The organism is Allocatenococcus thiocycli, from assembly GCF_921292965.1.
Taxonomy (GTDB): domain Bacteria; phylum Pseudomonadota; class Gammaproteobacteria; order Enterobacterales; family Vibrionaceae; genus Vibrio; species Vibrio natriegens.
On record NZ_CAKLCK010000037.1, the window covers coordinates 1 to 24,129 of the forward strand.

Genomic DNA, 24,129 nt, shown 5'->3' on the forward strand with positions numbered 1-24,129 from the left:
ACGGCGGTGATCCTCGGTAATATCGAACTCATTCATTTTGAACTTGGCGACGACGCGAATCGAGTTCAAGAAGAAATTGACGCCATTCACGCTCAAATCGATCGCATCAGAAACATTACCCGCAGTTTGTTGCAATACAGTCGGCAGGGCGGAGTTCAGGATGAGATCACCTGGCAGCATGTTAATCCGATCATCGACGAAAGTATCACGCTGGTTAAAACAGGGAGCAAAAAGCGCGACATTGAATTTGTTGCTGATTTGCAAGCTCATACCCCTGTTGAAATTAATCGCCATCACCTGTTGCAGATATTGGTTAACTTACAGATGAACGCCATCCACGCCATGAACGGTCAAGGTAAATTGATCGTCACGAGTGAAGACTGGCTGGAAAATGGCTTAGTCAAAGGTACCGTTATCCACGTTGCCGACGAAGGCTGTGGAATCAAGCCAGAAAACGTGGGTCGTATTTTCTCTCCTTTCTACACCACCAAACGAGATGGCACCGGATTGGGGCTTTCTGTGTCGCAAAGTATTCTTAGCCAAACGGGCGGCGAGCTAAAAGTGGAGTCCGAGTGGGGCAAAGGCAGCGTGTTCAGTATTTATCTGCCGAAAAAAGCTGAGTTAATGCTGGAGGTCACCAATATCGCTTAATCTGGCTTGGATATTTAGTGTGATATCCATCAAATAAAGGTTTTCTGAATAATTAATAAAAACAAAACTTGCAGTGTGTAGCCTTAACAAGTACCGTTGGCCGGTTTTTATAAATACACTCAAATTGCTAAGGTAAAGGTTTTGATCTCCACAGCGAATATTACTCAACAATTCGGCGCTAAGCCGCTATTCGAAAACATCTCAGTTAAGTTCGGCGAAGGTAACCGCTACGGCTTAATTGGCGCTAACGGTTGTGGTAAATCAACCTTTATGAAAATCCTCAGCGGCGAGCTTGAGCAAACCAGTGGTAACGTAAGCTACGACCCGAACGAGCGTGTTGCAAAGCTAAACCAGGATCAATTTGCGTACGAAGAGTTCACGGTTATCGATACGGTAATCATGGGCCACAAAGAGTTATGGGAAGTTAAGAAAGAACGTGACCGCATTTACTCTCTTGCAGAGATGAGTGAAGAAGACGGCATGAAAGTAGCTGACCTCGAAGTTCAGTTCGCAGAAATGGACGGCTACATGGCAGAAGCGAAAGCGGGTGAGCTTCTTCTTGCTGTTGGTATTCCAATGGAGCAACACTTTGGTCTGATGAGCGAAGTAGCACCTGGCTGGAAACTGCGTGTGCTTCTTGCTCAGGTTCTGTTTGCAGACCCAGATATCATGCTACTTGACGAACCAACCAACAACTTGGATATGGACACTATCCGTTGGTTGGAAGACACGCTAAACGCGCGTAACTGCACAATGATCATCATCTCGCACGACCGTCACTTCCTAAATTCAGTTTGTACTCACATGGCTGACCTGGATTACGGTGAGCTTCGTGTTTACCCAGGTAACTACGACGAGTACATGACCGCGGCTTCGCAAGCTCGTGAACGTCTACTCAATGACAATGCGAAGAAGAAAGCGCAAATCGCTGAACTTCAAACCTTCGTTGCGCGTTTCTCTGCAAACGCATCGAAAGCAAAACAGGCAACATCACGCGCGAAGCAGATTGATAAGATCAAACTGGATGAAGTTAAAGCGTCTAGCCGTCAAAGCCCATTCATTCGTTTTGAACAGTCTAAAGAGCTATTCCGTAACGCTCTGATTGTTGAAAACCTAAGCCAAGGTTTTGAAGATGACCTGTTCGCAAACTTCGATGCAATCTTTGAAGTGGGTGAGCGCGTCGCCATTATTGGTGAGAACGGTGTCGGTAAAACTACGCTGTTGAATACTTTGGCTGGCGTTCTGGAACCACGTACGGGTACGTACAAATGGTCTGAGAACTCAAACATTGGTTACTACGCGCAAGACCACGCACATGATTTTGCAGAAGACTTAAACTTGACAGACTGGATGGGTCAATGGCGTCAGGAAGGCGATGACGAGCAAGTCGTACGCAGCTTCTTGGGTCGTATGCTATTTGGTCAGGACGACATCAAGAAGTCGGTAAAAGTGCTATCCGGTGGTGAGCAAGGCCGTATGTTGCTTGGTAAGCTAATGATGCACAAACCAAACATGCTGCTAATGGATGAACCAACCAACCACATGGATATGGAATCCATTGAATCACTTAACACGGCACTTGAGCAGTACAAAGGTACTTTGTTCTTCGTATCTCACGACCGTGTATTCGTTGACTCGTTGGCTACTCGTATTCTTGAAATTCGTGACGGCAAAATCACAGACTTCAAAGGCACTTACTCTGAGTTCCTTAAATCACGTGGTATCGACGGTTAATACAACGTCTAAAGCGAACCTTTAAAAACTAAAAAGACCTCACATTGAGGTCTTTTTCTCGTTTGGATGTCTAATCCTTAAATTGACCGGTTAGGTAAGCATAAATCCCAACAACACCGAATGTAATTATCATCGAAACCATGATGCCACTTGGCGTGAGCAAAAAGTTCCAAAGCTGGTCATTGTCCATAGTTCACATCCTTTGTGAATAAACGGTATTAGCGATACTAATCGCAGTAAATTATGGGGCGTTAAAATAGCCAACCCCATATTGGCTGCGATTAATTTAAGTTTACACCAAACTTTGCTTTTGCAAATTATTCCTTTTGGGTACCTTTTACATCAAAATCAATTTTTTCCGCGCCAGTAAATACCTGAAAACGCAACCCTTTAGCACGCGCGATCGTAGTAATACCGTATTGTCTGGCGAGATCTAACCCCATCTGGGTTACACCAGAACGAGAAAGAAGAACAGGGATGCCCATTTGAGCGACTTTAATCACCATCTCAGATGTAAGACGTCCGGTGGTATAAAATATTTTGTCATCGCCAGTTTCTTGATTTAACCACATCTCTCCGGCAAGCGTATCCACTGCATTGTGACGGCCTACATCTTCCACAAACGACAACACTTGGTTCCCTTTACAAATTGCGCATCCATGAACCGCACCTGCTTTTCGGTATGTATCGTTGTAATGAGTCAGCGCTTCAAGCGTGGCATAGATTTCTGACTGCTTAAGCGGTACTTGCGGAACCTGATAGTTCTCCAATTGCTTCATCACATTACCGTACATGGTGCCTTGACCACAACCCGAGGTAACGGTTTTCTTTTTCAACGCACCTTCTAAATGCTCGATGTTTTCTTTGGTGATCACTGCGGCAGAATGGGTTTCCCAATCGATAATGACAGACTCTATCGCTTCCGGATCAGATAAGAAGCTTTGATTCTTTAAATAGCCTAAAACTAGCGCATCCGGACGAGAGCCTATCGTCATCAGCGTTACAATTTCTTTCCAGTTCAGCATTACGGTAAGAGGTCGCTCGCAGGCAATCTGTTTCGTCAGCTTTTCACCGTATTCATCGTACACATCGACTTCGATAGTCTGCAGGGGATTTTCACTGGTTTTAATAATATTTGGTTTTACCACAGTCTTGTCCTGTTCAGTGAAGGAGCTACTTGCTCACAAGGATTGTTCTTTTTAACACGAGGTTGAATAGCAAATCTCATTCCAACATAGCGGTTGAGGAAAAAAATGCGAGCGATTCACGCTACTTAATATAAAAACTGAGAGTTCGCAGGAATGACACATACAACCCATTGAGTTTCGACTAATTTGGTATTTATATCTGTATCTTGTCTAGTATTACAGTGGTTGATTTGGCGCGTTTATTGCTACGTATACCTAACGTGGTTTGAGAGCGTGGGCCAGAATGTCCTTTTCGCCAATCAAACCAAATGAAGCAAGTTGGGTGAGTTATGTCGGACATTAACAAAGATTTAGAAAACATATATGAGAAAACCGAAGATTCATGGCCTATCGGCGTAGAACTGGTTGAACATGAAATTATTACAGGTGCTTGGGTCACAACCCAATGGCAACTAACACAGTTTGTACTGACGCCTGATAAAGGCGCCACTGATGTTTGTCTTCTCCAATTACACCGAGATGAGCGCACGGATTACCGATTTAACCTAAGCTCGCAAAACCCAAAACTCTTTCTCGTAATGGATAACCTCGACTCCAATGAGAAGCCAGCGATACAGCTTCTCACCGCCTCTCAAGCCGTCGCGGCTCGATATATGGATGGGGACAATTTAGTGTTATCAAACAACATGCCATTACCTGTGCAAGCCTGGATGGAGGCCTTTATTGGACGCCATGGAGAAATGCTAGAGTTGAAAGGTAAGAAGCGCAAAGGAGCGGGTAGAGCAAATGGCAACTAGTCATGATTTTTTAAGCCGTTGGTCAAAACGCAAGTTAGAAGAATCTCAAAACACGCATGAAGATGCCGAACAAAGTGACGTGACAAATACGGAGGCAGACGCAACGCCTTCCGCTGATGGCATTGCTGATAAGCCTCTACCTGAAGAGAACGCGGCGTCTGAAGTAAGTGAAACGGCTGCCAACGTTGACGAGCAAAAGCCGGAAGAGATGTCGATTGCAAACCTATTGGTTTCAGAAGCATCAGAAAGCGTGAAAAAAGCCGCGTTACGTAAGTTGTTTCTATCAGAAGAGTTCAATGTCCGTGATGGGTTAGACGATTACGATGACGACTACAGTAATTTGAAGTCACTTTCAGAAGGTGTAGCAGAAACACTGCGAGACTGGGTGAAAGATAAAACTGAAGACGACGCAACAATTGAAAATAATGAGCTGGCTGTGGTTCAAACAGAGGCTTCAGATGCTGATGAAAATGAGCAAGAAATCGTCGAACCTGCTCAAAATGAATCTGAACTGGATAAATATACAGTAGTAGATAAAAATGGCACTTTAGAGTCAGAATCGCTATCAGAACAAGTAGGACAAAATATACCACACTAAAAATAGGTACATTTTGACTAAACACTCAACTGGCCGGGTGGGACATATTGTCTCATCCGGCTTTTTTATTAGATAAAACCAGCTCGATACCAAGTAACTTATTGAAAATATTGAATATTAAAATTGGCATGACGCTTGCTAATTGAGTGGTATTACCAATCTTCTTGTAACGCTATCGGTTTTCTGAATTTTGCTATGGGCTCTGATGCTCCATACAAAACAGCTTAATTATAAGTTAATCAGCAGAATCTACCGCGCTAACTACAATGAAAGATGGAAGATTATCCATGTTGATAAATGGAAACGAGCAATGTTGAAACAACTATTAGAACAAACGACTTCCAGTAACGGTAAAGCAAGGCTATATGCTTTTGAAAATACCATCGAGTTGACAAACCTCATCCCACCGACGGTGAGCTACGAAAGTGGCGGTAACACTTTAATTGTCGGTCCGACGGCGATCATTGAAAGTGCCGCAGCTCAATTATCACAAATGAACAGCCTTACGTTGCTGTCTACTGACGGAGAAAAGGGAACTCACAGTGCGCTTTATTATGCGAACTCTGTTCAGGTGTCTGGCTTCCTGGGTACATTTGAAGTAATTATTGAAAACAATGGTTCGACAAACAATCTCGCTAACGTAGCAATTAATACGGATTGTTTCGACGTCGTTCTCGATCTTTGCCTTAACAGCTGTATGTCTGAGGAAGTACCAGCTCCGGGTTATTATCCAGTCGGTCGCGGCTATCCGAAACTCGCAGAAGCGCTGGAAGAAATCCCGACGTTAATGGGGACGTTTGATAAACCGAAGTTTTTCCGTTTAGATACCGACTTGTGTGCGCACAGTTCTCGAGGCGTAAAAGGTTGTGAGCGTTGTGTTGATGCCTGTCCGGCGGGTGCACTATCCAGTGAAGGTAGTCCTAAAACAGGACATCGTATCGAGATTAACCCATACCTGTGTCAGGGTGTCGGGACTTGTGCAACCGCATGTCCTACAGAAGCGATTCATTACGCACTCCCAAATCCAGAAGATACCCAAAAGTTCATTGAACGTACGTTAGCTAACTATGAAAAAGCAGGTGGTGTTGATCCTATCGTACTGATTTGTAGTTCACGCCATGAAACCTACAACGTCATGGCTTTAAAAGCGCTTCCAGATAACGTTATTCCGATTGTGGTTGAAGAGTTGCCATCTGTTGGTATCGATACTTGGTTTGCTGCGCTTGTGAACGGAGCGACTCAGGTTCTGTTTGCTGCTTCACGTTTTATGCCGCCAACCATTTTGCGCGTACTTAATAGTGAAGTCGGTATAGCACATGAATTGCTTGATCAACTTGGCATTGCAAAAGAAACCATCGATATCTTGTATTTGGAATCTCTGCGTGAAGGCGCACCGACATTGTGTACAGATTCCTTCGATTTAGCGGTAGGAGAACTACAAGGCAATAAACGTCAGCGCCTGTTTACCGCGCTAGATGCGTTATCTGCCTCGCGTATTCCAGTCGATAATACCGTTGAATTACCGGGTAATGCACCTTATGGCTCGGTTTCTTGTGAAAGTAAAGATTGTACCTTGTGCATGAGTTGCGTCGCTGTGTGTCCGACTCGCGCACTGCATACTGATGGTCAGTCTCCGTCTCTTAAATTTGTTGAACAAGATTGTGTTCAATGTGGCTTATGTGAAAAAGCGTGTCCAGAAAATGTACTTACGCTAACGCCTCGCATGAACTGGGTGAAAGAAGAACGTCAGAAAGCAGTCGTCATTCACCAAGAGAAAGCGGCTGAGTGTCTTCGTTGCCACAAACCTTTCGCCCCTCAATCCATGATCGACATGTTGCAAAACAAGCTACGTGGACATTCTCATTTTACTGATGAAGCCGCTATTAACCGTATCGCCATGTGTGAAGACTGCCGCGTGGTCGATATGTTTGAGTCGATGGCCTCTGATCCAATGAAACAACTCAAGTATTAGGAGCTCACAGTGGAAAAACAGCAAGAACAAACACTGAGAACAGAAATATACCTGATTTTATCTGCGCTTTTTCGCAGTGCGCCAACAGAAGAGATGCTTGAGTTTCTTAAGTCTCTGGAAGTGGAACCTTCGGCAAGTGCAATGCAGCAAGCATGGATTGCGCTTCAGCTAGCGGCTGAAAAAGCGGAACGAGAAACGCTTGAAGATGAATATCAAGATCTCTTTATCGGTATTGGTCGTGGTGAAGTCGTTCCATTTGGATCGTGGCACCGCACAGGCTCAATGATGGAAAAGCCGCTAGCGGATATTCGTCACGATTTAGATTTACTGGGCATAGAGCGCGCTGAAAACGTCAAAGAACCCGAAGATCACATTTCAGCACTTTGCGAAGTCATGGCCATGCTGACTGACGAAGAGGAGGGCTTGCAACAAGCCGTGTTTAACAAACATCTCGCCCCTTGGTTTAGCGCATTCACTCGCCAGTTAGAAAATGCAGAAAGTGCAAACTTTTATAAACCAGCCGCTCAGCTTTGCAACGCGTTTCTAACGCTTGAACAGGTTCGATTTAGCGAGAATACAAAGAGCAGTAAAGCCAAATTAAAAATTGATGTGAAAAACGTCACTGATTATGAGTAATCAAGCAGTACAAAGTCATATCGATAGAGAGGCATGATCCTCCAAAGATCTACCGGAAGGTAAGGAAGCAATGATGAAAGATAATAAAGAAATAAACTCAAGCCGCAGGGAGCTATTGAAAGGCTTCACAACCGCTGCCGTTGCTGGTGCCGTCGTCGCAGGAACCACGAAAGTGGCAAACGCGTCGGAAACCGTTGAGTCTTCTGAAAAAGACGTGAAGAAGAAAGGGTACCGTGAAACTCAACACATTCGTGATTACTACGACACACTTTAGGAGGTAAGAGATGAAACTTGTCAAACGCTCCGACAGTGTGAGCAAAGAAACGAACCAACTTGGCATTTCGCGCCGTGCATTTATGAAAAACACCTCATTTGCTGCTGGTGGCGCTGTTGTCGGTGCAAGTCTGTTTGCTCCGGGCATGATGAAAAAAGCGGAAGCGAAAACTGTCGACCCAGAAGCGAAAACAGAAGTGAAACGCACCATCTGTTCTCACTGTTCGGTAGGCTGTGGTATTTACGCTGAAGTTCAAAATGGAGTTTGGACCGGTCAGGAACCAGCTTTTGATCACCCATTTAACGCTGGTGGACACTGTGCGAAAGGGGCTGCGCTGCGTGAACATGGCCATGGTGAACGTCGCCTAAAATACCCAATGAAGCTTGAAAACGGTAAGTGGAAAAAGCTGTCTTGGGTAGAAGCAATTGAAGAAATCGGCACCAAGGTATTGGATATCCGTAAAGAATCCGGCCCTGACTCTGTTTATTTCTTAGGCAGTGCGAAACACAGCAACGAACAGGCGTATCTATTCCGCAAAATGGCATCGCTTTGGGGAACTAATAACGTTGACCACCAAGCGCGTATTTGTCACTCAACCACGGTAGCAGGGGTAGCAAACACCTGGGGCTACGGTGCAATGACAAACTCTTTCAATGACATGCATAACTGTAAGTCTATGCTGTTCATTGGCTCTAACCCTGCAGAAGCACACCCAGTTGCGATGCAACACATTCTGATCGCCAAAGAGAAAAACAACTGTAAGATCGTAGTGGCGGATCCTCGTCGTACTCGTACTGCTGCAAAATCCGATCACTATGTATCTCTTCGCCCAGGTTCAGACGTCGCTTTCATTTGGGGTGTATTGTGGCACGTGTTTGAAAACCAATGGGAAGATAAAGAATTTATCCGTCAGCGTGTATTTGGTATGGATGAAATCCGTGCTGAAGTCGCAAAATGGACACCAGCAGAAGTTGAACGCGTTTCAGGCGTAAGCGAGGAAGACGTTTACCAGACTGCAAAACTACTATCTGAAAACCGTCCGGGCTGTGTTGTCTGGTGTATGGGTGGTACTCAGCACACCACAGGTAACAACAACACTCGTGCTTACTGTGTACTTGAGCTTGCACTTGGTAACATTGGTAAATCAGGCGGCGGTGCCAACATTTTCCGTGGTCACGATAACGTACAGGGTGCAACAGACCTTGGTGTTCTAGCCGATACACTACCAGGCTATTATGGCCTTTCTGAAGGTTCTTGGCGTCACTGGTCAAAAGTTTGGGACATCGACTACGAGTGGATCAAAGCCCGTTTTGATGACAACGAGTATGGCGGTCAAAAACCAATGCACAGTGCTGGTATTCCGGTATCGCGTTGGATCGATGGTGTGTTAGAAGACAAAGACAACATTCGTCAGCGAGAAAACATTCGCGCCATGTTCTACTGGGGACACGCTGTAAACTCTCAAACACGTGGTGTTGAGATGAAGAAGGCGATGCAGAAACTGGATATGATGGTCATCGTTGACCCATACCCAACCGTAGCGGCGGTAATGAACGATCGCACTGATGGTGTTTACCTGCTTCCTGCGACTACCCAATTCGAAACTTACGGCAGTGTTACGGCTTCTAACCGCTCTTTGCAGTGGCGCGATCAAGTTGTTGAGCCTTTGTTTGAGTCAAAGCCTGACCACGAAATCATGTACCTGTTGTCGAAAAAGCTTGGCTTCGACGATCTGCTTTTCAAAAACATTCGTGTAGAAAACAACCAGCCTTTGATTGAAGACCTAACTCGTGAATTCAACAAAGGTATGTGGACCATCGGTTACACAGGTCAGAGTCCGGAGCGTCTTAAAGCGCACCAACAAAACTGGCACACATTCCATAAAACCACGCTGGAAGCAGAGGGCGGACCAATTAATGGTGAAACCTACGGTCTACCTTGGCCATGTTGGGGTACGCCAGAGATGGGGCACCCAGGCACGCACATCCTGTACGATACTTCTAAAACCGTTGCCGAAGGTGGTGGTAACTTCCGTACACGCTTTGGTGTGGAATTTGAAGGTAAAAACCTGCTAGCTGAAGACAGCTACTCGAAAGGCAGTGAGATCAAAGATGGTTATCCGGAATTTACCGACAAGTTGCTAAAACAACTAGGATGGTGGGATGACCTTACAGCTGAAGAGAAAGTCGCAGCAGAAGGTAAAAACTGGAAAACCGACCTGTCTGGCGGTATTCAGCGTGTTGCTATCGCGCACGGTTGTATCCCATTTGGTAACGCAAAAGCACGTGCGATTGTTTGGACATTCCCAGACCGCGTACCGTTGCACCGTGAACCGCTCTACACACCTAGACGTGACCTTGTAACGGATTACCCAACCTGGGAAGACAAAGACGCGATTTTCCGTGTTCCAACGTTATATAAATCGATTCAGGACCAAGACAAATCTGGCGAGTACCCGATTGTTCTGACTTCTGGTCGCTTGGTTGAATACGAAGGCGGCGGTGATGAAACTCGTTCAAACCCTTGGTTGGCGGAGCTTCAGCAAGAAATGTTCGTAGAAGTAAACCCTAAAGACGCTAACGATCTTGGCTTTAAAGATGGTGATGATGTTTGGGTTGAAGGTGCGGAGAAAGGCCGAATCAAGGTGAAAGCGATGGTGACTCGTCGTGTGAAACCGGGGCTGGCATTTATTCCGTTCCACTTTGGTGGTGAGTTTGAAGGTGAAGATCTTCGCCCTAAATACCCTGAAGGTACACAACCGTATGTAAGCGGTGAGTCTGCCAACACAGCAACCACCTACGGTTACGACCCGGTTACCCTGATGCAGGAAACCAAAGTAACCCTATGTAACATTCGTAAAGCGTAAGGAGTCCGACAATGGCACGAATGAAATTCCTATGTGACACCAAACGCTGTATCGAGTGTAACGGCTGTGTTACTGCATGTAAGAACGAAAATGACGATGCGCTCGAGTGGGGTATTCAGCGCCGCCGCGTCGTAACACTTAATGACGGTGAGGCCGGTGAAAACTCGATTTCTGTCGCTTGTATGCACTGTACCGACGCGCCTTGTATGGCGGTGTGTCCTGCAGACTGCTTTGAGCACACAGAAGATGGCATCGTACTTCACAACAAAGATCTGTGTATCGGTTGTGGTTACTGTCTGTTTGCGTGTCCATTTGGAGCGCCTCAGTTCCCTAAACAAGAAGCGTTTGGTGAGCGTGGCAAAATGGACAAATGTACCTTCTGTGCTGGCGGCCCTGAGACGGAACCTGGTTCGGTTGAAGAACGTCAGAAATATGGTGCGAACCGTATTGCAGAAGGCAAACTGCCGATGTGTGCGTCATTATGTTCAACGAAAGCATTGTTGGCCGGTGATGCAGAGAAAGTCTCTGATATTTTCCGTCAGCGTGTTGTAGAGCGCGGCGCTAAGAATGCAGGTTGGACAGACGGAAATGATCTTTCTTACGACGCAACAAAAAGCTAAGTAAGGAGAGGCACATGTTAAACACTCTAAAACGTGCGTCTCTGGTAATGCTGTCAGCCATGACAGCATTACTGCTGACTTTTGCTATGCCAGCGTCCGCAGAAGAGCAATCTTCCAAAGTCGTACAGCAGGAAATGACACAACTCGCAGGGGCGGATTATTGGCGTCAGATCAGGCAGGGTGAGTCAGGTTACACCACCTCTCAATCACCTGAGCATGGCGTGCTAATCAGTAAGCCGGGCGAAACCTGGTACATCCTGAAAGAAAAGTGGATGTCTCCAGCTGGTGCTATCGCTATTTTCGGTAGTATCGCAATGGTTGTATTGGCTTATGTCTTTGTCGGGCCTCTGATGCTAAGTAAGCCTCGCACAGGCAAAAAGATTAAGCGCTGGTCTCGACTTGATCGTGCACTGCACTGGAGCATGGCGTTTACCTTTTTAACCCTGGCGTTCAGTGGGTTGATGCTTGTTTACGGCAAACACTTCCTGAAGCCATACGTGCCTAGTGAGTTCTGGGGTTTCATCGTTATGCTGGCGAAGCAATACCACAACTACATGGGGCCGCTGTTCTTTATCTTGCTGATGTTAATTCTGCTGAAATGGTGGCGTAAATCGATCCCGAACATGACAGACGTACGTTGGTTCATGAAAATGGGCGGGATGGTTGGTAAACACAAAGGCACTCATCCATCGGCAGGTTTCTCAAACGGTGGTGAGAAAGCGGTTTACTGGTTGCTCATTTTTGTCGGTGCAATCGCTGCAGCAAGTGGTCTGGTTTTGGATTTCCCTATCTTTGATCAAACCCGCCGTGATATGGAGTTGTCTAACCTGATTCACGCAGTCTCGGCGCTCATTCTTATCTGTGGCTTTGTTTTCCACATCTATATCGGCCTGTTTGGTATGGAAGGCGCGCTGGAAGGCATGGTAACGGGTGAGGTTGACGAAACATGGGCGAAAGAGCACCACGATCTCTGGTACGAAGAAGTCAAATCTCAAGAGGCAATGGGAGAATCAGACGAGGTTAAAGCAACAGATAAAGGAGCGAAAGCGAATGAACAAACATCATAACGGGATTTGGGTTGCGTACATCCTGAGTTGTTTTACCCCGTTTACGTTTTTGATCTCAGGCGTTGTCGCTATTATTTATGCTGGTTATCGTTTGGACAAAGGCGAAGACAGTGATGTGGTTATCTCGCATTACTACGGGCTAATTCGTACTTTCTTCCTGTACCTCACGTTCTTTGTTGTCTTAATCGTGACCGTTGCCACCACAAATGGCGTGTTAAAAGGGGTCAGTGACTATTGGGTGCGTAGCACAATGTTAGATAACATCGCGTATGTTATTCCATACATTGGCAGTGTGTTCGCCGTTGTAGCGATAGGCGTTTGGCTATGGCGGATGCTTCAAGGCATGCATCAATTACGTAATAACAAGCCGCACAGACCTTCTACAGGTCCTAACTTGTAGGTCTCCTTAGCGTCATTCTTATTAAGAGTAGGAATGACGCTAATATTATAAATCAGTGAGAAGATTTTCATTTCATTCTAAACCTTATCCCACTCCCAGCAGTACGATGAAAATATCACGACGGTTAACTCAAACTGTTGCCAACCAACATTCACGTTAAACTTCTTTTTAACGCTAGAATGATAGTTTCCTGCAAAGTCATGCGAGTTTATCCAACAGTCAGTCCGTTTGATTCTACTTATAATAAAAACGTTGGCTAGTTGAGCCAGTTCTTGTCGTATCAAGGGAGGTTGTTATGCACACAACAGTGGATGATTTCAGTACGTTAGAGCCATATAACGCATCATTTCAGGCGAGAGTGGATAAAGCACAGGATCTACTGTGGCAGATTAATCACACTCATCCCAGGGAAAAAGAAAAACGCCATCAACTATTCGGTCAGTTGCTGGGCCGTTATCACAACAATGAAATTGTGCCACCATTCCACTGTGATTTAGGTGAAAAAATCTTTTTCGGTCAAGGTGGATTTGTTAACTATGGCTTAGTGGTAACCGATATTGCCGAGGTGCATATTGGTGACAATGTGCTGATAGGACCAAGAGTCCAGTTATGTGCCGCTGGCCATCCTATATTGGCTGAAAACCGGGTTGCTCCTATCTCTTGCGGCGAGCCGATTCATATTGGTAACCGAGTTTGGATTGGTGCTGGTGCCATTGTGTTGGCTGGGGTAACCATAGGTGATAACACGGTGATTGGTGCGGGTAGTGTGGTAAACAAAGATATTCCGGCTAACGTAGTAGCGGTAGGCTCTCCATGCAAGGTGATAAAGCAACTATCTGCCCCTGACTTCAAGAGCAACAACCTTAGCAATCAGGCCTCAGAACCTATTGCAGAGGCTGACTCGCTGTAATTTGCATTCCGCTGCACAGCACCTGGTGCCACGCCAAAATGTTTTTTAAACCGATTGGAAAAATAACTGACATCAAAATAACCAAGGCTATGTGCTACTTGCTTAATACTAAGGTGCTGACCCTGTAGCAGTTGACGAGCTCGGGTCATTCTTAGCGCAAGTAGATACTGCTTTGGACTCTGCTCAAAATATTTCAAACATATTCTGTGAAAGTGTGGTGGCGAATAGTGCACTCGCGCTGCCAGCTCCTCGATAGACCAAGGATAATGCAGCTGATTTTCAACCTCACTAAACAGTTGTCTAAGTTTTACTTCTATTGGATCTACGACGGCTCTTTGCTGCAAGGATCTACGGATCAAATCCACCAAAAGTTGGCCACAACTTCCTACACTACCATCATTTACGTGAATGGCTTTGAGTTCATGATGCAACAAATGCATCAAGTGATAAACAGACAAAGCTTGTTCACAGTGCATCACTTCGGGAGCACTCCCAGAAAGTGTTTGCCACTGCCTGGTATTATCGACACTTAGCCAAGCACATTCCCATTCATCACCCACCAGTTCATATCCACATATGCTATCAGCGGGTACCAGACTTAACGTATTAGCTTCTATGGAAAGTGTGTTATTGGGAGTAAACAAGCGCGCTTGCCCATGAATAGTATAAAGAAAAACATGAAAACCAGGCCGTGTACGGCAGACACGATAGTGCTGCTTAGCCTTCATAACTCCACATAAGTGCACGTCATTTTTGGCCAACGGCAATACATTTTCAGGGCTTATAAATCGCTCTTCGGTAGCGTCGTCTACTTCTAAACAGTCTCGCCATGTTGTTGTCATACCTTGATTTTTCCTTCCCCTGATAGTTTTTCCCATCCTGATGCGAGTTTATCCTATTTCTTGATAGTGGCGTACTTCTTATAGTGGGATTCTCTATTTTGATTAGCCCGTTCTCAGGGCCGCAGGCAATGATATGAGATCAAAATCACTTTACGATAGCACGTTTTTTCCCAGACTTTTTTCCATTGCTTTACCATTTGCGTTACAGCTGTTGCTGTACGCGGTATTAGGCCTGGTCGATATCATGATGGTCGGTCAACTCGGGGAGACTGAAGTGGCTGCGGTAGGTCTCAGCAACCGGATTTTCTATTTTAATCTGGTATTGATCCTTGGAATCACAGGTGGCGTGAATGTACTGGCAGCACAGTATTATGGTAGTGGAGACGAGGCAGGGATCCGTCGTTGTGTTGTAGAAGCCGTTATGGCTGCGACACTGATATCGTTGCCATTTATTGCGCTCTATAGCATCCATCCCAGACTGTTTTTGCGCTTGGCGAGTGAAGACGCCCCGTTGGTATTGCTGAGCGCGGAATACATGCAGATAACCGGGGTATCATTGTTCTTCACGTGTTTGGTCGTGCCGATTGAAGCAGCGCTTCGCGCAACAGGAGATAGTAAAACACCCACCATAATTAGCCTAATCTCAGTAGCTCTGAATATTGCACTAAATTGGTTGTTAATTTTTGGCAACCTAGGGTTCCCAGAGCTTGGTGTTGCAGGCAGTGCTTGGGGAACAACCATCGCGCGATTGCTGCAAACTGTATGTATTGTGGGGCTCATCTGGAGGAAAAAACAATGGCTGATACCAACACAGAACGATGTTGAAAATGCGCTTAGTCGCAAGAACATTAGGCTATTTTCAGCCATCGCTATTCCCGTGATGTTGCATGATGGAGGCTGGGCTTTAGGTACTTTAGTTTATGCTTTTATCTATGGCCAAATGGGCGTTGAAGCTTTGGCGATAATGAGCCTCTTGAGCCCACTCGAAAATTGCCTATACGCGTTTTTCCTTGGCTTTGCTTTAGCGTGTTCGACCATGCTCGGACATGAGTTGGGCGCAAACCGATATCATCAGGCATGGTCACAATCAAAAGTGTTTTTATGGCTGGGCACTGGCGCTGCTGTGTTGGTCGGTATTGTCCTTTATTTACTGAGAGAGGAAATTGTGCCGCTGTTTGGTAAGCTGAACGAACAAACCCTAACAAATGCAATTTATGTGTTAGCCGTTCTCGCATCAGCACTGTGTATTAAAGTGTTTAATACAGTGGCAGTCATTGGTGTATTACGCAGTGGTGGTGATATCAAGTTTGCAGCGTTATTTAACCTTTTCTGTATGTGGTGTATCGGTATTCCATTGGTGTACCTTAGTGCTTTGCAATGGCTATGGCCTCTGTATTTGGTTTATCTGATCTCTATGACGGAAGAAGTGGTAAAAGCCGGGCTAGCCATCTATCGAGTGTTACAACGTAAATGGTTAAATAATCTAATATCTGAGGAGAGAAAGGAGCTTTCTGAGCCGGAACCCAGTAAACAAACCGTAACCTCCAACTAAATTCCTTATTGATTAATTATTGTTTCATTTAATGGTGCGCACCAAATCGGTACATTTGTACTAATTTGGTGCGCTTTTTCCGTTTCTACATTGACCAAATCTTACACTTAAAACTCACTAAAATTTATAAATATCAATAATATTCATAGGCTTAATGTTTGACCGCATAACAATGCAAGCTAGTTTAAACAGTCTGGAACACATTTTGCCTAAGCAGTGTACAAACATAATAAATTCACCATTTTTGTGAATTGATAATTTTTAAGCACCTGCTTGGTGCGATTATTTATATTGCTGCATGGAGTGTAACGAGAATGACTCAAACTGTAAGTCAGGTATACGGAGCTGTACAAACCCTGACCCAAAGTTCCGACACCTTATTTTTATTGCTTGGCGCTATCATGGTATTTCTGATGCATTCAGGTTTTGCTTTTCTTGAGGTAGGGACCGTACGTCAAAAGAACCAAGTTAACGCGTTGGTTAAAATTTTGGCCGATTTTGGTGTTTCCGCCATAGCCTACTTCTTTATTGGCTATTGGATCGCGTATGGCGGTACTTTCTTTGCCGATGCGCAGACACTGTCTCAAGGTAATGGATATGAGCTTGTTAAATTCTTTTTCTTGCTAACGTTTGCTGCCGCTATACCAGCGATTGTCTCTGGGGGAATTGCCGAACGTGCGCGTTTTTATCCTATCCTCATTGCGACATTTTTCACGGTAGGTATCGTTTATCCGCTGTTTGAAGGCATCATTTGGAACGGTAATTTTGGTATCCAAGATTGGTTTGAAGCAAGTTTTGGCTATGGCTTCCATGACTTCGCAGGCTCCGTCGTTGTCCACGGAGTGGGTGGCTGGATTGCTCTCGTTGCCGTCATTTTCTTAGGTATGCGTAAAGGGCGCATTCGCGCAGGCAAACATACCAACTTTGCACCATCAAACATTCCATTCTTAGCGCTTGGTGCCTGGATTCTTTGTGTGGGCTGGTTCGGCTTTAACGTAATGTCGGCTCAAGCTATTTCTGGGATCAGTGGTCTGGTCGCAATGAACTCATTGATGGCCATGGTTGGTGGCATTATTGCATCACTTATCGCGGGCAAAAATGACCCGGGCTTTATTCACAACGGCCCTCTGGCTGGATTAGTTGCCGTGTGTGCGGGCTCTGACCTTATGCACCCAATCGGTGCGCTGGTGACAGGTGCGATTGCGGGCGTGCTCTTTGTCTACCTGTTTACACATCTACAAAACAAAACCAAGATTGACGATGTGTTGGGTGTTTGGCCTCTTCACGGCATTTGTGGCGCATGGGGTGGCATTGCTGCGGGCATCTTTGGACAAACAGCGTTAGGCGGGTTAGGCGGTGTTAGCCTTGTTGTTCAGTTTATGGGAACCGTATTAGGTATTTCTATTGCTGTATTAGGTGCGTTGGCTGTCTATGGCGCAATTAACGCAGTTACGGGCATTAGATTGTCTGAAGAAGATGAATTTAATGGTGCCGACTTAGCTATCCACAAAATCTCTTCAACTAACGAAGATTAACAAAATGCAAAAGAGCGGCATTACGCCGCTCTTTTTATAGAGGTATTGTTCTTCTCGGTGACAAGCGTTTCAATACGTTCTAGCAATTTCCTTTTTTTGCCTGACCCGGAGGGCAGAATTTACCATGACCATCGTGTCTGTCATGATCATTGGTACCAACGCTCACTCTCACATCATCAATTTCACCTTCAACATTGGTCAATTGACAGCCCGCTAGAGTCGTAAGTAAGACAAGAGCCAGAGATACGTGTCTCATTGCTTTTCCTCTCAAAATATCATTTTATTATTGTTCATTACTACCATTGTCTAATCCATATTACTACAGCTGATATTGTTTCAGTGTTAAGCTAATGAAAAAGAACAACAAGGATCAGTTATGAATTTCCCGTATAGAAACATTGTAGTACTTACTGGGGCAGGTATCTCAGCAGAGTCCGGCATTCAAACATTTCGAGCTCAAGATGGCCTTTGGGAGAACCACCGTATTGAAGACGTGGCAACCCCTGAAGGATTTGAGCGAGATCCCGACCTTGTTCAGGCATTTTATAATAAACGTCGTAAAAAGCTACAGGACGAGGCGATACAGCCAAACGCCGCGCATCTCGCTTTAGGGCGACTTGAGGCAGAGCTGGATGGCAAAGTGACCGTCATTACGCAGAATATCGATAATTTGCATGAAAGAGGCGGAAGCCACAATGTCATCCACATGCATGGCGAACTGCTCAAAGCCCGCTGTAGCGAATCGCATCAGGTGATAGAACACACTGAGGATATCGAAACCGGTGAGCTTTGCCACTGTTGTCAAATTCCGTCCCAAATGCGCCCTCACATTGTTTGGTTTGGCGAAATGCCTCTGCGCATGGGTGATATTTACGAAGCACTAGAACAAGCGGACTTGTTTATTTCTATTGGTACATCTGGTGTGGTGTATCCTGCGGCTGGGTTTGTCCACGATGCAAAAATGCACGGAGCACATACCATCGAGATTAATCTGGAGCCAAGTGCAATAGAAAGTGAGTTCGAAGAGAAACGATACGGCAAGGCAAGTATCGAAGTACCAAAGTTGGTGAATGAAATTTTATCTTTGGAAGACAAATAAAGCCTTCAAAAACAATAAAAGCGGCCAATTTAGTTGGCCGCTTTTTTCTTTATACTTTGACTGGTATTAGTTGTTTACTTTTAGCTTTTGGAAGTACTCATCGTACATCACACTCGCTTCACCAACTTCATCTTGCCAAGTACCGCTGTCCATCACTTCTTGCGGAGGGAAGATGCTTTGGTCGTTAACAAATTCTTTTGGAAGTAGATCAAACGCCGTCTTAACTGGAGTAGGGTAACCAATCTCCAGTGCAATCTTGGCCGCATTCTCTGGACGCAGCAGGAAGTCGATCATCTTATGTGCGGCTTCCACGTTTTTAGCACCCGCAGGAATCGCAAGACTGTCCATCCAGAAGATTGTGCCTTTTTCTGGCCAGATGATATCAATGTTCGCGCCTTCCTCACGAGCCATGTAAGCAGAGCCATTCCACAGCATGCCAAGAGAAACTTCACCCGCTAGGTATGGGTTCGCTGGGAAATCAGAGTTAAACACCAACACATTTGGCATCAACTTTTGCAGCTCTTCGTAAGCAGCTTTGATTTCATCAGGGTTTGTCGTATTTGGTGAGTAACCAAGTTTCGTCAATGCGATATGGAAAACTTCACGAGAATCGTCCATCAGCATTAATTGACCTTCCCACTTGCTATCCCAGAAGTCGTCCCATTTTGTGACTGATGACTTATCCAGCATATCCGCATTGATACCAATGCCTGTCGCACCCCAGATATAAGGGATAGAGTAGTTGTTATTTGGATCAAAAGGTTTGTTTAAGAAGTTAGGATCGATGTCGGCAAAATGGGATAACTTCTCTTTGTCGATCTCTTGAAGCATGCCTTCTTTGCGCATTTTAGATACGAAATAGGTAGACGGTACTACCAAGTCGTAACCAGAACCTTGTGTTTTTAACTTCGCGTACATGCTTTCGTTAGACTCGTAAGTCGAGTAAAGCACCTTGATTCCTGTTTCTTTTGTAAAGTCTTCAAGAACTTCGTTTGGAATGTATTCAGACCAGTTGTAGAAGTAGAGTTCTTGATCAGCCGCTATTGCTGGAGTAGCGAACAGAGTCGCTGCACATAGAGCGCTTGCGTAGAATTTACTTTTCATTTGTTTTCCGTTTTGTTTAGCGATTGGACAAATCAATACTAGCGGTAATGATTAAGTTGAACCAAATTGCATTAAGTACAATTCTGTCTATGAAATTCGATGCCTCTCACTCCATTGAGATGAAACGAGTCGAACCAAATAGACGTAGCAAGGTATAATTATATCAGTCAATTATAAAAATAGGCAGCCATTGCTGCCTATTTTCATTTTGGTCAATTTGCCTGCGGCAAATTCGATTACTGTCCAGCTTTTAGCTTGAGGAAGTAACCTTCGTATTTCACTGTCAGATCGCCCACAGAGTCTTGCCATTCAACACGGTCAAGATCTTCTTGTGAAGGGAACAGAGGAGCAACGTCTTTAAACTTCTCGTTCGACGCTTTCACTGCGGTCAGGTAACCTGTGTCACGAGAAATCTGCTCTGCGATTTCAGGACGCAATAGGAAGTCGATCATCTTGTGCGCCGCTTCTACGTTTTTCGCACCAGAAGAGATAGCGAAGTTGTCAACCCAACCAATACCGCCTTCTTTCGGGAATACCAGTTTAAGGTTTAGACCTTCGTTTTGAGCTGCTGCTGCGCTGCCGTTCCAAAGCATGCCAACACCAACTTCACCAGACATGTATGGTGCACCTGGGTTGTCAGAGTTAAATAGAAGCACGTTAGGCATCAGCTTTTGTAGCTCTGCATACGCTTCGTCGATCTGTTTTGGATCCGTTGAGTTACCTGAATAACCTAGTTTACGCAGTGCAATGTGGAATACTTCACGCGTGTCGTCCATTAGCATCACTTGACCTTCAAGCTCTGGCTTCCATAGGTCAGCCCAGCTTTGGAAGTCGTTTGGATCGTACATGTCGGTATTGACAGCTAGACCAGTAATTGCAACAACGTGAGGAATAGAGTAGTCATTCTTAGGATCGAATGGCTTGTCCAGGTAGTTCTGGTCAAGGTTGCCGAAGTTTTTCAACTTAGATTTATCGATCTTTTGTAGCATACCTTCATCGCGCATTTTCGCTACGAAGTAAGTAGAAGGTACCACTAAGTCATAACCTTCGTTATGAGTTTTTAGCTTTGCATACAAAGTTTCGTTCGACTCATAAGTTGAGTAGATCACTTTGATACCAGTTTCTTTGGTAAATTGTTCCAGGAGATTACTGTTAATGTAAGGACCCCAGTTCATAAATACCAATTCATTATCGTCCGCTGCCACTGAACCTGAGAACAGAGAAAGCGCACATGCACTACCAGCTAATAAAGTAGCCCATTTTTTCATTGACGTTAGCTCCAAACCAAACGTTGTCCAAACTATTTTGGACGATAGATAGAAAAACAGAATGGCATGTAACCATTCTGTTTCGTGATGTTAACGGGTATTGATTTTACTTTACTTTTTCTCTTGCAAGCAACTGAGAAATCACCACAAGTACCAAAGAAACAATCAACATAACCGTTGCCAGGGCATTCACTTCCGGTGAAATACCCACTTTCACCATTGAGTAAATTTTCAATGGTAAGATTTCGTAGGTTGGGCCTGTCACAAACGAACTGATGATCACATCGTCCAAAGACAGGGTAAAGCTTAATAACCAACCTGCTGCAACCGCTGGTTTCGCCAGAGGAAGGATGATCTTCTTCAAGATAATCCATTCACTTGCACCAAGGTCTTTTGCCGCTTCCAACATTTTCACATCAAAGCCGTTCAAGCGGCTATAAACCGTTACCACAACAAATGGTAAACAGAAGGTGATGTGCGCAATCAACAGTGTAAAGAAACCAAGCTGTGCACCCAGCACTAAAAACAGCGCCAACAATGAAATTGCCATCACGATGTCTGGTGACATCATTACAACAAACAGCATGCCGTTTACAGCGCCTTTCCCTTTAAAGGAATAGCGGAATAGGGCAACTGCCGTCAAACTACCAATAATAGTAGCAGCTGTGGCAGAAAATACGGCAACATTTAACGAGTGCCACGCCGCCTGCATCAGGCTGTCGTTGTTAATTAAGGTTTCGTACCACTTAGTGGTAAATCCACCCCATTTCATGCCAAATTTATTCGCATTAAATGAGTTCACAATCAGCACGATGATTGGCAAATACAAAAATGCGTACACCAGTGCCATAAAGCTAAATCTAACTGTGCGTCCCATTAGTCTAGCTCCACTTTCTTATTCAATAACTTACCTGCTCTGTAGTAGGCGTATAGCATAATCGCCATGGCAATGGTGAGCGCAATACTCGTTGCAGCACCAAATGGCCAATCACGTGCATTCAGCACCTGGCTCTTGATTACGTTACCAATCAGCAGGTTCTTCGCGCCGCCCAGAAGGTCAGAGATATAGAACATGCCAAGCGCAGGAAGAAGCACCAACAAACAGCCACCGATGATGCCAGGCATCGTCAAAGGCAGGATAACTTTGGTAATCGTCTGAAACTTGTTCGCGCCCAAATCTTTCGCAGCTTCGATGTAGGTGTTGTCCAGCTTCTCAATTGCCGAATAAAGCGGCAGGATCATAAATGGAAGCAAGATGTACACGAGACCAATCATTACCGCCGTTTCGGTATACATAAGTCGCAGCGGCTTATCGATTATTTCCATCGCCATCAGCGACTTATTTAAAATTCCTTGAGTTCCCAAAACAATCTTTAAGCCGTATGTACGGATCAACGAGTTTGTCCAGAAGGGTACTATCACCAAAAACAGCATAAACGGACGCCATTTCTCTGGCATTTTCGCGACGATATACGCAAATGGGTAACCAATCACTAAACACAACAACGTCGCAATGATCGCCATGTAGAAAGAGTGCATGAGCACTTTCGCATACAGCGGATCCAACAGACGAACGTAGTTATCCAACGTAAAGGTAAGTTCGATTAGGTTCGCTTCGTCACGCGTTAAGAAACTCGTACCGATAATCATCAAGTTTGGCACCAACACAAACAGTGTCAGCCAACCAACAATTAGGGTAATGATGGCGTTCTGAAGATTAATCTTCTTGGTTATCATTGAGGACAACCTCCCAGCTCTCAACCCAAGTAATAGCGACTTTCTGGCCGAGTGAGTGGTCCACATCAGGATCATCTTCGTTAAAGAATTCGCTTACCATTACACGCATGCCTGAATCGAGTTCGATAACAGAATCTAGCGTCATACCTTTATAGGTACGTTCCGTCACGTGACCAACAATGCCTTTTTCTTCCGACTCTTTGATTTCTTCAATACGTAAGTCTTCAGGGCGGAGTAGAACTTGGAGTTTATCGCCAGCTTGTGCTTCGTCGTCGTAATAAACCACTGACTCAACACCTTCAATGTCCGCACGAATGCGCTTTTCATCGATGCGCTCTAACATGGTTGCATTGAATACGTTGATCTCGCCGATAAAGCGCGCAACAAACAGGTTTTTAGGCTCTTCGTAAATTTCACGCGGAGAACCATCTTGCTCAATGACACCGTCACGCATTACGATGATGCGGTCTGACATTGATAGCGCTTCTTCCTGATCGTGCGTCACAAAGATAAAGGTGATGCCTAGTTGGCGCTGCAATTGTTTCAGTTCAATCTGCATTTGCTTACGCAATTTGTAATCCAGTGCAGAAAGCGATTCATCAAGCAGCAATACTTTGGGCTTATTTACTACCGCACGAGCGATAGCAATACGCTGTTGCTGGCCACCTGAAAGCTGATGCGGTTTACGCTGAGCCATTTTTTCAAGACGCACCATACGTAACGCTTCCATGACTCGCGGTTCAATCTCAGCTGCAGGCGTTTTCTGCATACGAAGACCAAACGCAACGTTTTCATAAACAGTCATATGTGGAAATAGTGCGTAACTTTGGAATACGGTGTTGACGTGTCGTTGTTCAGCAGGAACCTGAGTAACATCTTGGTTATCCAAAATAATTTGACCGTTATCTACCGCCTCAAAGCCCGCGACCATGCGCAAAACGGTTGTTTTACCACAACCTGATGGACCAAGAATAGTTAGAAACTCACCATGATTAACATCCAGATTTAAATTGCTGATGATTTCCTTACCATCAAAACTCTTACTAATGCCAGATAAACGAATAACTGGATTTCCTGCTTGCTGTTTAGCGTTCAACGTCTGTATTTCTCCCACGTTCAAATTTGGGTTTACGCCAATTGATGTGACTTTAGCCATTCACTTTTGAGGCGCGCATCATAATCACCAAAATTGTGAAATCAAAGCATTTTTTAGTCTCGAATCAGAAAAAATTTTACGGGCAAAAGTCATCATTCCTTACCATACTGTTTTTAAAAGATTCGTCCGAATTTCAACAGCGTTTATAAGGGTTACAACTCTG

23 protein-coding genes are annotated in these 24,129 nt (G+C 45.0%); 15 read left to right on the forward strand and 8 right to left on the reverse strand.

What is annotated here, in order from left to right; translation table 11 throughout:
• Positions 1-651 (forward strand): sensor histidine kinase (locus tag L9Q40_RS14710; RefSeq protein WP_498793725.1); only part of this gene is annotated, 651 nt, incomplete at its 5' end.
• 141 nt (positions 652-792) lie between these two features.
• Positions 793-2,385, forward strand: a complete 1,593-nt coding sequence (locus L9Q40_RS14715; RefSeq protein ID WP_065299658.1) for an ABC-F family ATPase — start codon at positions 793-795, stop codon at positions 2,383-2,385.
• A gap of 317 nt (positions 2,386-2,702) precedes the next feature.
• Here the strand turns inward: L9Q40_RS14715 and L9Q40_RS14720 are convergent, their stop codons facing one another.
• Entirely contained in the window at positions 2,703-3,533 is an 831-nt protein-coding gene (locus tag L9Q40_RS14720; RefSeq protein WP_014231808.1) for a formate dehydrogenase accessory sulfurtransferase FdhD, read from the reverse strand.
• Between the two features lie 329 nt (positions 3,534-3,862).
• Between L9Q40_RS14720 and L9Q40_RS14725 the strand changes: the two genes are divergently transcribed.
• The 10 genes from L9Q40_RS14725 (at position 3,863) to L9Q40_RS14770 (ending at position 13,673) form a co-directional block, all read left to right on the forward strand.
• Positions 3,863-4,330, forward strand: coding sequence for a DUF3305 domain-containing protein (locus tag L9Q40_RS14725; protein ID WP_498793726.1), 468 nt, complete (start codon positions 3,863-3,865; stop codon positions 4,328-4,330).
• On the forward strand, positions 4,320-4,928 hold the full coding sequence (locus L9Q40_RS14730) for a DUF3306 domain-containing protein (RefSeq protein WP_498793727.1): 609 nt from the start codon (positions 4,320-4,322) through the stop codon (positions 4,926-4,928). The genes L9Q40_RS14725 and L9Q40_RS14730 overlap by 11 nt, the downstream gene beginning before the upstream one ends.
• A 310-nt stretch (positions 4,929-5,238) precedes the next feature.
• Complete coding sequence (locus L9Q40_RS14735) at positions 5,239-6,900, forward strand: 4Fe-4S dicluster domain-containing protein (protein ID WP_498793728.1); 1,662 nt, start codon at positions 5,239-5,241, stop codon at positions 6,898-6,900.
• A gap of 9 nt (positions 6,901-6,909) precedes the next feature.
• Entirely contained in the window at positions 6,910-7,536 is a 627-nt protein-coding gene (locus L9Q40_RS14740; RefSeq protein ID WP_014231812.1) for a TorD/DmsD family molecular chaperone, read from the forward strand.
• 73 nt (positions 7,537-7,609) lie between these two features.
• Entirely contained in the window at positions 7,610-7,810 is a 201-nt protein-coding gene (locus L9Q40_RS14745) for a transcriptional initiation protein Tat (RefSeq protein WP_020333268.1), read from the forward strand.
• A 10-nt stretch (positions 7,811-7,820) separates the two neighbouring features.
• On the forward strand, positions 7,821-10,676 hold the full coding sequence (locus L9Q40_RS14750) for a formate dehydrogenase subunit alpha (protein WP_498793729.1): 2,856 nt from the start codon (positions 7,821-7,823) through the stop codon (positions 10,674-10,676).
• Between the two features lie 11 nt (positions 10,677-10,687).
• Positions 10,688-11,296 carry a formate dehydrogenase FDH3 subunit beta gene (fdh3B, locus tag L9Q40_RS14755; RefSeq protein WP_014231815.1) on the forward strand — a complete coding sequence of 203 codons (609 nt, stop codon included), beginning with the start codon at positions 10,688-10,690 and terminating at the stop codon, positions 11,294-11,296.
• A gap of 14 nt (positions 11,297-11,310) precedes the next feature.
• Positions 11,311-12,363, forward strand: coding sequence for a formate dehydrogenase subunit gamma (locus L9Q40_RS14760; RefSeq protein ID WP_014231816.1), 1,053 nt, complete (start codon positions 11,311-11,313; stop codon positions 12,361-12,363).
• Positions 12,347-12,763 (forward strand): hypothetical protein, encoded by a 417-nt coding sequence (locus tag L9Q40_RS14765; protein WP_014231817.1) that lies wholly within the window; start codon positions 12,347-12,349, stop codon positions 12,761-12,763. Before L9Q40_RS14760 ends, L9Q40_RS14765 begins: the two co-directional genes overlap by 17 nt.
• 295 nt (positions 12,764-13,058) lie before the next feature.
• Positions 13,059-13,673: a sugar O-acetyltransferase gene (locus L9Q40_RS14770; RefSeq protein WP_498793730.1), complete on the forward strand. Its 615-nt coding sequence runs from the start codon at positions 13,059-13,061 to the stop codon at positions 13,671-13,673.
• Here the strand turns inward: L9Q40_RS14770 and L9Q40_RS14775 are convergent.
• Entirely contained in the window at positions 13,634-14,515 is an 882-nt protein-coding gene (locus L9Q40_RS14775; protein WP_065296832.1) for a helix-turn-helix transcriptional regulator, read from the reverse strand. The two genes, L9Q40_RS14770 and L9Q40_RS14775, sit on opposite strands and share 40 nt — an antisense overlap.
• Positions 14,516-14,648: 133 nt before the next feature.
• Here L9Q40_RS14775 and L9Q40_RS14780 point away from each other — a divergent pair, with 133 nt between their 5' ends.
• Positions 14,649-16,067: an MATE family efflux transporter gene (locus L9Q40_RS14780; RefSeq protein ID WP_498793731.1), complete on the forward strand. Its 1,419-nt coding sequence runs from the start codon at positions 14,649-14,651 to the stop codon at positions 16,065-16,067.
• Positions 16,068-16,381: 314 nt separating this feature from the next.
• Positions 16,382-17,602, forward strand: a complete 1,221-nt coding sequence (locus tag L9Q40_RS14785) for an ammonium transporter (RefSeq protein WP_498793732.1) — start codon at positions 16,382-16,384, stop codon at positions 17,600-17,602.
• Between the two features lie 79 nt (positions 17,603-17,681).
• On the opposite strand, the gene L9Q40_RS14790 is transcribed toward L9Q40_RS14785, so the two are convergent.
• The gene (locus tag L9Q40_RS14790) at positions 17,682-17,858 is read right to left on the reverse strand and encodes a hypothetical protein (protein WP_014231823.1); all 177 of its coding nucleotides are present in this window, start codon (positions 17,856-17,858) and stop codon (positions 17,682-17,684) included.
• Positions 17,859-17,978: 120 nt separating this feature from the next.
• Between L9Q40_RS14790 and cobB the strand changes: the two genes are divergently transcribed.
• Positions 17,979-18,701, forward strand: coding sequence for a Sir2 family NAD+-dependent deacetylase (cobB, locus tag L9Q40_RS14795; protein WP_498793733.1), 723 nt, complete (start codon positions 17,979-17,981; stop codon positions 18,699-18,701).
• 66 nt (positions 18,702-18,767) lie between these two features.
• On the opposite strand, the gene L9Q40_RS14800 is transcribed toward cobB, so the two are convergent.
• The 5 genes from L9Q40_RS14800 to potA all read right to left on the reverse strand — a co-directional run bounded on the left by L9Q40_RS14800 (position 18,768) and on the right by potA (position 23,966).
• Complete coding sequence (locus tag L9Q40_RS14800; RefSeq protein WP_014231825.1) at positions 18,768-19,805, reverse strand: extracellular solute-binding protein; 1,038 nt, start codon at positions 19,803-19,805, stop codon at positions 18,768-18,770.
• Positions 19,806-20,041: 236 nt separating this feature from the next.
• The gene (locus tag L9Q40_RS14805) at positions 20,042-21,073 is read right to left on the reverse strand and encodes an extracellular solute-binding protein (protein WP_014231826.1); all 1,032 of its coding nucleotides are present in this window, start codon (positions 21,071-21,073) and stop codon (positions 20,042-20,044) included.
• 106 nt (positions 21,074-21,179) lie between these two features.
• Positions 21,180-21,950, reverse strand: a complete 771-nt coding sequence (gene potC / locus L9Q40_RS14810) for a spermidine/putrescine ABC transporter permease PotC (RefSeq protein WP_014231827.1) — start codon at positions 21,948-21,950, stop codon at positions 21,180-21,182.
• On the reverse strand, positions 21,950-22,810 hold the full coding sequence (gene potB, locus L9Q40_RS14815; protein ID WP_014231828.1) for a spermidine/putrescine ABC transporter permease PotB: 861 nt from the start codon (positions 22,808-22,810) through the stop codon (positions 21,950-21,952). The genes potC and potB overlap by 1 nt, the downstream gene beginning before the upstream one ends.
• Positions 22,791-23,966, reverse strand: a complete 1,176-nt coding sequence (gene potA / locus L9Q40_RS14820; protein ID WP_162470574.1) for a spermidine/putrescine ABC transporter ATP-binding protein PotA — start codon at positions 23,964-23,966, stop codon at positions 22,791-22,793. The genes potB and potA overlap by 20 nt, the downstream gene beginning before the upstream one ends.
• Positions 23,967-24,129 lie beyond the last annotated feature (163 nt).